Origin of the sequence: Streptomyces sp. DG2A-72 (assembly GCF_030499575.1) — a bacterium.
Classification (GTDB): domain Bacteria; phylum Actinomycetota; class Actinomycetes; order Streptomycetales; family Streptomycetaceae; genus Streptomyces.
The window spans coordinates 7940154-7951430 of record NZ_JASTLC010000001.1 but is presented as its reverse complement, the minus strand read 5'-3'; the positions used below and the strand labels follow the sequence as shown (position 1 = coordinate 7951430).

At 70.4% G+C, this 11277-nt stretch carries 9 protein-coding genes; 6 read left to right on the top strand and 3 right to left on the bottom strand.

Going from position 1 to position 11277, the window contains the following annotated elements; translation table 11 throughout:
• Window positions 1–238 precede the first annotated feature (238 nt).
• Complete coding sequence (locus QQY66_RS37770) at window positions 239–2695, top strand: DNA topoisomerase (ATP-hydrolyzing) subunit A (protein WP_301984844.1); 2457 nt, start codon at window positions 239–241, stop codon at window positions 2693–2695.
• On the opposite strand, the gene QQY66_RS37765 is transcribed toward QQY66_RS37770, so the two are convergent.
• Window positions 2692–3756 carry a GTP-binding protein gene (locus QQY66_RS37765; RefSeq protein ID WP_301984843.1) on the bottom strand — a complete coding sequence of 355 codons (1065 nt, stop codon included), beginning with the start codon at window positions 3754–3756 and terminating at the stop codon, window positions 2692–2694. The two genes, QQY66_RS37770 and QQY66_RS37765, sit on opposite strands and share 4 nt — an antisense overlap.
• A gap of 318 nt (window positions 3757–4074) precedes the next feature.
• Here QQY66_RS37765 and QQY66_RS37760 point away from each other — a divergent pair, with 318 nt between their 5' ends.
• A complete protein-coding gene (locus tag QQY66_RS37760; RefSeq protein WP_301984842.1) occupies window positions 4075–4638 on the top strand; it encodes a DUF6082 family protein in 564 nt (187 codons plus the stop codon).
• Window positions 4639–4706: 68 nt separating this feature from the next.
• Here QQY66_RS37760 and QQY66_RS37755 read toward each other — a convergent pair whose 3' ends face one another.
• Window positions 4707–4946: a hypothetical protein gene (locus QQY66_RS37755; protein ID WP_301984841.1), complete on the bottom strand. Its 240-nt coding sequence runs from the start codon at window positions 4944–4946 to the stop codon at window positions 4707–4709.
• A 279-nt stretch (window positions 4947–5225) separates the two neighbouring features.
• Window positions 5226–6389, bottom strand: coding sequence for a citrate synthase/methylcitrate synthase (locus QQY66_RS37750; RefSeq protein ID WP_301984840.1), 1164 nt, complete (start codon window positions 6387–6389; stop codon window positions 5226–5228).
• A gap of 110 nt (window positions 6390–6499) precedes the next feature.
• Here QQY66_RS37750 and QQY66_RS37745 point away from each other — a divergent pair, with 110 nt between their 5' ends.
• The 4 genes from QQY66_RS37745 to QQY66_RS37730 are packed head-to-tail and all read left to right on the top strand — an operon-like array spanning window position 6500 to window position 11233.
• The gene (locus tag QQY66_RS37745; protein ID WP_301984839.1) at window positions 6500–7756 is read left to right on the top strand and encodes a citrate synthase family protein; all 1257 of its coding nucleotides are present in this window, start codon (window positions 6500–6502) and stop codon (window positions 7754–7756) included.
• Between the two features lie 55 nt (window positions 7757–7811).
• On the top strand, window positions 7812–8819 hold the full coding sequence (locus QQY66_RS37740) for a sucrase ferredoxin (protein ID WP_301984838.1): 1008 nt from the start codon (window positions 7812–7814) through the stop codon (window positions 8817–8819).
• A gap of 60 nt (window positions 8820–8879) precedes the next feature.
• Window positions 8880–10556, top strand: a complete 1677-nt coding sequence (locus QQY66_RS37735) for a sensor histidine kinase (RefSeq protein ID WP_301984837.1) — start codon at window positions 8880–8882, stop codon at window positions 10554–10556.
• The gene (locus QQY66_RS37730; RefSeq protein WP_301984836.1) at window positions 10553–11233 is read left to right on the top strand and encodes a response regulator; all 681 of its coding nucleotides are present in this window, start codon (window positions 10553–10555) and stop codon (window positions 11231–11233) included. The genes QQY66_RS37735 and QQY66_RS37730 overlap by 4 nt, the downstream gene beginning before the upstream one ends.
• Window positions 11234–11277 lie beyond the last annotated feature (44 nt).

Sequence of the window (11277 nt, the reverse complement as noted above, 5' to 3'; positions counted from 1 at the left end):
GGAGCGTCGGCGAAGTTCCCGCCCGACGTACGCCCAGAGCGAGATCGCGTAGCCTGCGGGCGTGCTGTCCCGCCTGAGGCGGGCGGCACCTGTGAACGCCGGGCGGGACGGCCGACGCCGGGTCCTGGTCCGCGTTGTCAGTGCAGCGGTCCACAATGGTCCGCGTCAGATTCATTCAACGCTTCAGCAAGAGCGCGCCCGTGGGCGAGCGACCAGTAGACAGAGGAGCCAGGCAGCGATGGCCCGCCGCAGCACGAAGACCCCGCCGCCCGACGACTCGTACGAGGAGCGGATCCTCGACATCGACGTCGTGGACGAAATGCAGGGCTCCTTCCTCGAGTACGCGTACTCGGTCATCTACTCCCGAGCCCTGCCGGACGCCCGCGACGGCCTCAAGCCGGTGCACCGCCGCATCGTTTACCAGATGAACGAGATGGGCGTGCGCCCCGACCGCGGCTATGTGAAGTGCGCCCGCGTCGTCGGCGAGGTCATGGGTAAGTTGCACCCGCACGGCGACGCGTCGATCTACGACGCCCTGGTGCGCATGGCCCAGCCCTTCTCGATGCGTGTCCCCCTGGTCGACGGCCACGGCAACTTCGGCTCGCTGGGCAATGACGACCCGCCCGCCGCCATGCGGTACACCGAGTGCCGGATGGCCGAGGCCACGGGCCTGATGACGGAGTCGATCGACGAGGACACCGTCGACTTCACCCCGAACTACGACGGTCAGGAGCAGGAGCCGGTGGCCCTGCCCGCCGCCTTCCCGAACCTCCTGGTCAACGGCGCCTCGGGCATCGCGGTCGGCATGGCCACGAACATGCCGCCGCACAACCTGCGCGAGGTGATCGCGGCCGCCCGCCACCTGATTAGGCACCCCGGCGCCGATCTCGACGCCCTGATGAAGCACGTCCCCGGCCCCGACCTGCCCACCGGCGGCCGGATCGTCGGCCTGTCCGGCATCCGGGACGCTTATGAGACGGGCCGCGGCACCTTCAAGATCCGCGCGACGGTCTCCGTCGAGGCCGTGACCGCGCGCCGCAAGGGCATCGTCATCACCGAGCTGCCCTTCACGGTCGGCCCGGAAAAGGTGATCGCCAAGATCAAGGATCTGGTCGGCTCGAAGAAGCTGCAGGGCATCGCCGACGTCAAGGACCTCACCGACCGTGCGCACGGCCTGCGCCTGGTCATCGAGATCAAGAACGGCTTCGTGCCGGAAGCCGTCCTGGAGCAGCTCTACAAGCTGACGCCGATGGAGGAGTCCTTCGGCATCAACAACGTGGCACTGGTCGACGGCCAGCCGCTCACGCTGGGCCTCAAGGAGCTGCTGGAGGTCTATCTCGACCACCGCTTCAACGTCGTGCGGCGCCGCAGCGAGTTCCGCCGGGGCAAGCGCCGCGACCGGCTGCACCTGGTGGAGGGCCTGCTCACCGCCCTGGTGGACATCGACGAGGTCATCCGCCTCATCCGCTCCAGCGACAACTCCGCGCAGGCCAAGCAGCGCCTGATGGAGCGCTTCTCGCTGAGCGAGATCCAGACGCAGTACATCCTGGACACGCCGCTGCGCCGCCTCACCAAGTACGACCGGATCGAGCTGGAGTCCGAGAAGGACCGCCTGAAGGCGGAGATCGAGGAGCTGACCCGGATCCTGGAGTCGGACGCGGAGCTGCGCAAGCTGGTCTCCGCCGAACTGGCCGCGGTGTCCAAGAAGTTCGGCACCGACCGGCGTACGGTCCTGCTGGAGTCCGCGGGCGCCCAGGTCGCCGCCGTTCCGCTCCAGGTGGCGGACGACCCGTGCCGGGTGCTGCTGTCCTCCACGGGTCTGCTGGCCCGTACGGCCAACGGCGACCCGTTCGCGGAGGACGCCGACGCGCGCCGGACCAAGCACGACGTGATCGTCTCGGCGGTACCGGCCACGGCCCGCGGTGAGATCGGCGCGGTCACCTCGTCCGGCCGTCTGCTCCGGATCGACGTCGTCGACCTGCCGCAGCTCCCGGACACGGCGGCGACGCCGAACCTCGCGGGCGGCGCCCCGCTGGCCGAGTTCGTGTCCCTGGAGGACGACGAGACGGTGGTCTGCCTGACCACGCTGGACGAGTCGTCCCCGGGTCTGGCGCTCGGCACCGCGCAGGGCGTGGTCAAGCGTGTGGTCCCCGACTACCCGTCCAACAAGGAGGAGTTGGAGGTCATCACCCTCAAGGAGGGTGACCGGATCGTCGGCGCGGTCGAGCTGCGCACCGGCGAGGAGGACCTGGTCTTCATCACGGACGACGCCCAGCTGCTGCGCTACCAGGCCTCGCAGGTCCGCCCGCAGGGCCGCGCCGCGGGCGGCATGGCGGGCATCAAGCTCACCGAGGGCGCCAAGGTCATCTCGTTCACCGCGGTCGACCCGGCGGCCGACGCGGTGGTCTTCACCGTCGCCGGCTCGCGCGGCACGCTGGACGACTCCGTGCAGACGACGGCCAAGCTGACTCCGTTCGACCAGTACCCGCGCAAGGGCCGCGCCACCGGCGGCGTGCGCTGCCAGCGCTTCCTCAAGGGCGAGGACTGTCTCTCCCTGGCCTGGGCGGGCCCGGTCCCGGCGCGGGCCGCGCAGAAGAACGGCACACCGGCCGACCTCCCGGAGATCGACCCGCGCCGCGACGGCTCGGGCGTGTCCCTGGGCAAGACGGTGTCGGTGGTGGCGGGGCCGGTCTAGAGACCGGGCTCCTCAAGATCCCCTTCGGGATCCTGTACGTAGCGCAGGACGCCCCACATGCCGTGCTCGTCGGCGTGTGGGGCGTCGTCCTTGCACGCCTCCAGCTCCTTGCCGAGGGACGGGGCATCGATGCCGGCGCCGATGAGCACGAGCTGGGTCACGCGCGCGTCGCCGGAGCCCCAGGGCTCGGGACGGAACCGGAGGAACCGTCCGACGGCATGGACGCCGTACCGGTTGTTCGCGTCATGGGGGCCGAAGTCGACGTACCCCTTGATCCGGTACAGCCCCTCGGGCCTGCTGTCGAGGAACTCCATCAACCGGCGTGGGTTCAGGGGCACTTCGGAGGTGAAGGACAGGCTGTCGTAGGCCGCGTGCAGATGACCTGCGTGGTCGTGGCCGTCTTCCCCGTGATCGTGGATGTCGTCGAAGGTGAGCTGCCCGATCCGCTCGCCCGCGGGGCGGCAGTCGAAGAGGAACTCGGGATCGATGCGGCCGTAGGTGGCGGGCACGACGGCGGCGCGGTCGACGAGGGACCGGACGACGTCCAGGACCCGCTCACCGTCGGGCGCCCGGTCGACCTTGTTCACGACGACGAGTTCGGCGAGGGCGAGATGCCGGTCGATCTCGGGGTGCTTCGCGCGCGTGCCGTCGAACTCGGCGGCGTCGACGACCTCGATCAGACCGCCGTACACGATCCCCGGATGTTCACTGGCGAGCACCATCCGCACCAGCTCCTGCGGCTCGGCCAGGCCGCTGGCCTCGATGACGACGACGTCGATCCCGGCCGAGGGCCGGGCGAGCCGATCGAGGTAGAGATCGAGTTCACTGACGTCGACGGCACAGCACAGGCAGCCGTTCCCGAGCAACACGGTGGAGTCGCCGAGCGCGCCCGCCACGGCCATCGCGTCGATCTCGATGGCACCGAAATCATTGACGATGGCCCCGATACGGCTGCCGCCACTGCGGTGGAGCAGATGGTTGAGCAGCGTCGTCTTGCCGGAGCCCAGGAACCCGGCGAGCACGACGACCGGGATCTGCGGCCGGCCCGGACTCGGAACCAATGTGCGACCTCTCTCACGCCAACGCGCACCCCGGCTCGCGGCTCGGCGTGCGTACGAACTGTGAATGCCGCCCCAGGATACGAGCGGAAAGAATCCCCGCGAAGTGAACGATTGTTAGCAGCCCGCGCGGGGCAGACGTTGGGCATGGCGCCGGAGCGTGCGACCCTCGCATCCCTCTGTGCGCCTCCTCTCCGCCTCCCCGCCGATCAGAGCCGCTCGGCACCCTGGAGGCGGCAAGCGCCGCCCATCGCTCGCCGGTCCCCCTCAGTCGACCCGCACCCGACGACCGGCGGACGGCCGCCTGATTCGGGGGTTGACATGGCCACACGGAAGTATGGGGTACGCGGACTCGGCTCGGTCGCCGCGGCCGGGCTCGGCGTCGTCGCGGGTGCCCTCGCCTGCAAGGCGGCCGAACGAGGCCGTCTCAATGCGCTGTGCGCACGCGTGGAACGCCTGGAGGACGAAGCCAGGACCGCACAGAACACCCGCGCCAACCTGGCCTGGCAACAGCGTCAGCACTGGGAGCTGCTGAGCAAGGCCATCGACGACCCCGAACTCGCCGAGGTACTCGACCACTACGAGGGAAACCTCACCCCGAAGCAGCGGCGCCAGTACCTCTTCGCCAACGCCATGTACACCAACCTGCTCACCTCCTACCGCATCGGCAACCTGAGCAAGGACGAGTTCTTCCAACACGTTCGGGGGATGCTCCAGAACCCGGTCATGAGGGAGTACTGGTACGCCAGCCAGCAGCAGCGCGCCAGCCTGGCCGACACCGAAGAGGCCGGTCTGGGCCTGATCGTCGACGAACTGCTCCACCAACTCGAAGAGGCCGACCCCGAGGAGTGGTGGGTCGTGGGAGACCCGCCCGGCGCCCCATGACGAAGGCGCCCACCTGGCACGAAGCGATCTCGTACCGGGCAGACGCCTTCGGCGATACCGATGACGGCTCAGGCGTCCGGGATATCGGCCTTCGCCTTGACGAGGGTCTCGCGGGTGATCACGACGATGCGCTCATAGTCGGCGCGAGCCGCGTCGGCGGGCAACTGCGAGTCCAGCGAGTCGGTGACATCCGTGCCGATAATGGCAAAATTGCCGTCGGCCAATTCAAAGATGTCGGGGCACGTCGCGCCGTTCGTGCTGCCCCGGAGGCGCGGAGATACACCGAGGCGGCGAATGATCTGACTCACTGTCAATTTCCTCTGTCTCAAGGCACAAGCGTCTGCCAACGCTGCTGCGCGGCGACGGCAGGATACGTCGAGCCTTGACCAGCGGCGCGTCCGAACCGCGATCGCCGGACGGCAAGCACCCGAGTTATCCAACCCCTCAGGCCTTCGCGCAGATACACCTCTTTACAAGTTCGTTATCACTCGTCGGGGTGAATTCAATCGCACACCGCCAGAACATCCCCAAGAGTGACGGACGAAGGCGAAGCCTGCACTTCCCCGTAAAGGAACATATATCCAGTTTCAGGCTGCCGGTACGCCAACCGGCGCTCCCGGCCCCACATATCGCGCCACCGGACGGATGATCTTCGAGTCCTCAGCCTGTTCCAGGATGTTGGCGCTCCAGCCCACCGCCCGCGCCGCCGCGAACGTCGGGGTGAACATCTCGCGCGGCAGACCGCAGAGTTCCATGACCACGCCCGCGTAGAACTCGACGTTCGTGTGGAGTTCGCGGCCCGGCTTCAGCTCGGCGAGGATCGCCTCGACCCGCCGCTCGACCTCGACGGCGAAGTCGACGCGTGGGCCGCCGAAGCTCTGGGCGATCTCGCGGAGCATCCGGGAGCGGGGGTCCTCCGTGCGGTAGACAGGGTGCCCGAAGCCCATGATGCGCTCGCCGGCCAGGACGCGCTCGCGGATCCAGGAGTCGATGCGTTCGGGCGTGCCGATGGCGTCCAGGGTGTCGAGTGCCCGGCTGGGAGCCCCGCCGTGCAGCGGGCCGGACAGCGCACCCACGGCCCCCACCAGGCACGCGGCCACATCCGCTCCGGTTGATGTGATGACGCGCGCCGTAAAGGTTGATGCATTGAAGCCATGGTCAATGGTTGAGATCAAGTATTGCTCGATCGCCCGGGTCCGCTGCGGGTCCGGCTCCGAACCCGTCAACATGTACAGGTAGTTCGCCGCGTACGAGAGGTCCTCCCGCGGCTCCACCGGCTCGAGCCCGATCCCCAGCCGGTGCAGTGCGGTCAGCAGCGTCGGCACGGCGGCGGCCGCGACGAGGGCGTCCCGGCGGCGCCCGTCCGCGTCGATGTCGTACACCGGCCGGAAGCCCTTGGCCGCACCCAGCAACGACAGCGCCGTACGCATACTGGCGAGCGGGCCGGACCGGGCGCTCGCCGCCGCGATGACAGGCAGTGCCACGCGCACCTCGTCGGGCAGTCGGCGCAAGGCTGCGGTCTTGGCGGAGAACGCGGCACCGCGCTCGGCGTCCGGCAGCTCGCCGAGGACCAGAAGATGCCAGACGTCCTCGAAACTGCGGGCCTGCGCCAGCTCGACGGCCGAGTACTGCCGGTAGTGGTAGAAGCCCTCCAGCCCTCGCACGTCGCCGATCTCGGTGTCGGTCACGACGACACCCGCGAGCCCTCGCGGTACGTCGACAAGAGTGGTTGCGGACCTGTTGACGGACATGTTTTCCTCCCTGAACTTGATTTGACTGTCCACTCTTGACTCAATCTCTGTCAATATTGATTCAATCAATCTGAGATCAATGAACCTGCAAGACGGATACGGTGACCTCCATGCCCGATCAAGAACCCGCCCCCAGTCGCTCGGAACGGCGGCTGAGCACCAAGGAGGCCGCCGAGCTTCTGGGTGTGAAGGCCGAGACCGTGTACGCGTACGTGAGCCGCGGTCAGCTCAGCAGCCGCCGAGTGCCGGGCGGCCGGAGCAGCACCTTCGACGCGAAGGAGGTCGAGGCGCTGGCACGGCGCAACAGGCGGGTCGGCGGCGGGAGTCCGGCCTCGGGCGGCGAGCTGTCCGTGCGCACCCGCATCACGCTCATCGACACGGACCGGTACTACTACCGCGGCGTCGACGCGGCCGAGCTGGCCGCACGCCACACCTACGAAGAGGTCGCCGAGTGGCTGTGGACCGGGCAGCTGCGCCCCGGCACCGACTTCACCGCCCCCGAGGCATCCGTCGCCGTCGCCCGCCGCGCCGTCGCCGCGCTGCCCGAGCACACCGACCCGACCGACCGGTTGCGGGTTGCCGCGATCGCCGCCGCGACGGCGGATCCGCTGCGCTTCGACCTGTCCGAGGAAGCTGTTCTCGGCACGGCCCGCATCCTCATCCCCACGCTCGTCGCCGCTCTGCCGCCGATGCGACCCGGCCACGGCGACGAGGGCCCGCTGGCCCGCCGGCTGTGGGCGCGGCTCAGCGGACGGGAGGCCGACGAGGCCTCGCTGCACGTCCTGGACACCGCACTCGGACTCCTCGTCGACCACGACCTGGCCGCCTCCACACTCGCGGTACGCGTCGCCGCATCGGCCCGCGCACACGCCTACGCGGCCGTCTCCGCGGGCCTCGGCGTCATCGAGGGCCCCTTGCACGGCGCCGCGAGCGGACTCGTCCACCGCCTGCTGCTGGACGTCCTCGACCAGGGCGACGCCGGACCCGTGATCGCGGACGAGCTGCGCTCAGGGCGCCGTATCCCGGGGCTCGGCCACCGGCTCTACGCCGGCGAGGACCCACGCGCGCGTGCGCTGTTCGCCCTTCTGGAGGAGATCCCCCGGGCCGCACCCGCCCTCGCCGCGGCCCGCGACATCGTGGCCACCACCGCCCGGCACACCCCGTTGCACGCCAACGTCGACCTGGCACTCGCCGTGCTCACCGCATCCAGCGGCATGCCGGCCACGGCCGGCGAGACGATCTTCGCCGTGGCCCGTACGGCGGGCTGGATCGCCCACGCCCTGGAGGAGTACGGCGAGCTCCCGCTGCGCATGCGCCCGAGCGGACTCTACGAGGGCCCGAGGCCGCCCCAACCGCTGCCGGAGTAGGACGTCGAGCGGGCCCGGAAGTCGCCCTGGATCAAGTCAGGTTAGGCTCACCTCTGTGAGTACGTGTGCAAGCGTCTCTCGAGACCTCGACGAGCCCATTTCGGGAACCGCGGCGACCGCGACGACCTGGCTGCTGCTGGAGCAGCCAGGTCCCTGGGGTGTCAAGGCGCTCACTTCGAGCCATCTGGATCCCGCGCTGGGACGCGCCCTGGAGGCCGCCGCCGAGGGCACCGGCGTACGCATCGCACTCATCCGGCGCCCCGGACGCCATGCCGACCTCGGCACCCCCACCGCGCGTCAGGTGTACGTGGCCCACACCGTGCCCGGCAACGTGTGGCTGCACGGGGCCACCGTCCGCGACCCGTGGCGCCTGCTCGACCTCGACTTCGCCGCGCTCGGCAGAGGCGACCACCGCAGTGTCGGCACGGCGCTCGGCGGGCGGCCCCACGCCGGTGATCCGCTCGCGCTCGTGTGCACCAACGGCAAGCGGGACCGCTGCTGCGCGCTCCTCGGCCGTCCCTTGGCGGCCGCACTCGCCGCCTCCGGGGTCGAGGGGGTCTGGGAAGTCACCCATCTGGGCGGTCACCGCTTCTCGCCGACGCTGCTCGTCCTGCCGTACGGCTACGCCTACGGCAGGGTCGAGGCGCCCGCCGTCAAGGAGATCCTGCACGGCGTGCAGGAGGGACGGATCGTCCTGGAGGGGTGCCGGGGTAGCTCAGCCTGGGAACGGCCCGCTCAGGCGGCCGAACTCGCGGTCCGCACGGCGGCCCGCGAATCCACCGCGGACGCGCTGACGGTCGTACGGACGGACGGCGCGGCACCGCGCTGGGAGGTGACCGTCGCCCACGCGGACGGGCGTCACTGGCGCGTGGTCGTCGCCCAGGGTGCGTCGCTTCCGCCCCGCCCGGAGAGCTGCGGCGCGTCCGTGCTCGGCTCACCCGCGCGGATGGACGTGGTGGCGGTGCGCGAGCTCACACCGGCGGCGCTCGCGAGCCGACCGCACGACCGACATCAGGGCACCGCAGCACAGCATGTCCGCAGGCAGCGCCTGTCCATGCATTGATCAAGAGATCCATGCCACACCCCTACGGCTGCTCCGGCACGTCCGCGTAACGTCTTGGGTATGAGCCCCACTCCCCCCGCACGCCGTCTGCGGCTCGGTCTGCCGCGCCGGGTGTTCTCGCAGGTGCTGCTGATGCAGGTGGCGATCGCCGCGGGCGTCGCGGTACTCGCGACCGGGCTGTTCCTCGCGCCGCTCAGCGACCAGCTGGACGACCAGGCGATGCGCCGAGCTCTCTCGATCGCACAGACCGCAGCGGCCCAGCCCCAGCTCGCGGAGCAGGTCGAGAACACTCCGCCGACGGCCGGCGGGCCGGTTCAGCGGGAGGCAGAGAAGATCCGCAAGGCCACCAAGGCCGAGTACGTCGTGATCATGGACACACGCGGGGTGCGCTGGTCGCACACCGAGCCAGCGCAGATCGGCAAGCACGTCTCCACCGACCCCAGCGAGGCGCTCGCCGGCCAGGAGGTCATGGAGATCGACGAGGGCACGCTGGGCCGCTCCGCCCGTGGCAAGGTGCCGCTGCGGGACAGCGACGGGGAGATCGTCGGGGCGGTCTCGGTGGGCATCGCGTACGACAGTGTCCGGGCCCTGCTGATCCACGCGATCCCGGAGCTGCTGGCGTACGCGGGTGGAGCCCTGGCCGTCGGCGCGCTGGCCGCCTGGCTCATCTCCCGGCGGGTCCAGCGGCAGACCCGGGACCTGGCCTTCTCCGACATCTCGGGACTGCTCGCGGAGCGTGAGGCCATGCTCCACGGCATCCGGGAGGGAGTCGTCGCCCTGGACCGCGCGGGCCGGGTCCGCCTCCTCAACGACGAGGCACAGCGCCTGCTGAGCATCGGCGACGAGGCGGTGGGCCGCTCCCCCGACGAGGCGCTCGGCGAGGGACGTACCGCCGATGTCCTGTCCGGGCGGGTAACGGGCACCGATCTGCTCACAGTGCGCGGCCAGCGTGTCCTGATCGCCAACCGGATGCCCACCGACGACGGCGGCGCCGTCGCCACCCTGCGCGACCGCACCGAGCTGGAGCAGCTGGGCCGGGAACTCGACTCGACGCGCGGCCTGATCGACGCCCTGCGCGCCCAGGACCACGAACACGCCAACCGCATGCACACGCTCCTGGGCCTGCTCGAGCTGGAGATGTACGACGACGCCGTGGACTTCGTGGGAGAGGTGGTCGGCGACCACCGGGCGACGGCGGAGCAGGTCACGGAGAAGATCGAGGACCCCCTGCTCGCCGCCCTGCTGGTCGGCAAGGCGACCGTCGCCGCGGAGCGCGGAGTCGCCCTGCGCGTCTCGGACGGGACGCGGCTGCCGGACCGGCTGGTCGATCCCCGCGGGCTGGTCACGGTCGTCGGCAACCTCGTCGACAACGCTCTCGACGCCGTCGCGGGCACGATGCACACGCGCGTGGAGGTCGAATTGCGCGCCGAGGGACGGACCGTCGTCCTCAGGGTGCGCGACACGGGGCCCGGGATCCCGGCGGAGCAGCGGGAGTTGGTCTTCACCGAGGGGTGGTCCACCAAGCAGCCGCCCGCGCACGGCAAGCGCGGCATCGGGCTCTCCCTGGTGCGCAGGCTCGCCGAGCGGCAGGGGGGCAGCGCGGCTGTGGGCGAGGCGCACGGCGGGGGCGCGGAGTTCACCGTCGTCCTGCCCGAGGCACTGACCGAGCCGGACCTGGAACCGGCCCTCACGGTCCCGTCGGCACCGGCGAGCGCCGCCGAGGAGGAGTCGCGATGATCGAGGTCCTGGTCGTGGACGACGACACCCGGGTCGCCCGGGTGAACGCCGCCTACGTCGAGAAGGTGCCGGGCTTCCATGTGGCCGGCGAGGCGCACAGCGCGGAGGAGGCGCTGCGCCAGGTGGAGTCGCTGCCGCGACTGGACCTCGTCCTCATGGACCACTATCTGCCCGACGAGACGGGACTTGCGGTCGTCCAGGAGATGCGCCGCCGCGGCCACCAGACCGACGTGATCATGGTGACGGCGGCCCGGGACATCACGACCGTGCAGGCGGCGATGCGACAGGGCGCGCTGCAGTACCTGGTCAAGCCGTTCGCCTTCGCGGGGCTGCGGGCCAAGCTGGAGGCGTATGCGGAGCTGCGCCGCACCCTCGACGGCGGCGGCGAGGCGGAGCAGGCCGAGGTGGACCGTATCTTCGGCGCGCTCTCGGCACCGTCGGAGCCCGACCTGCCCAAAGGGCACTCCCCCACCACCGTGGAGCTGGTCCGTCAGTGCCTGATGAGCGCCGACGGACCGCTGTCGGCGCAGGAGATCGCCGAGCGGACCGGGGTCAGCCGCCAGACCGCCCAGCGCTATCTGAAGCTCCTGGAACGCACCGGACGGGCCCGTCTCACCCTCAAGTACGGCGACGCGGGCCGCCCGGAACACCGTTACGTGTGGGCGACCCGCGCCTGAGGACACGGCCCGGGTGGGGGCGGGAGAAGGGACCGTGCCCCCTC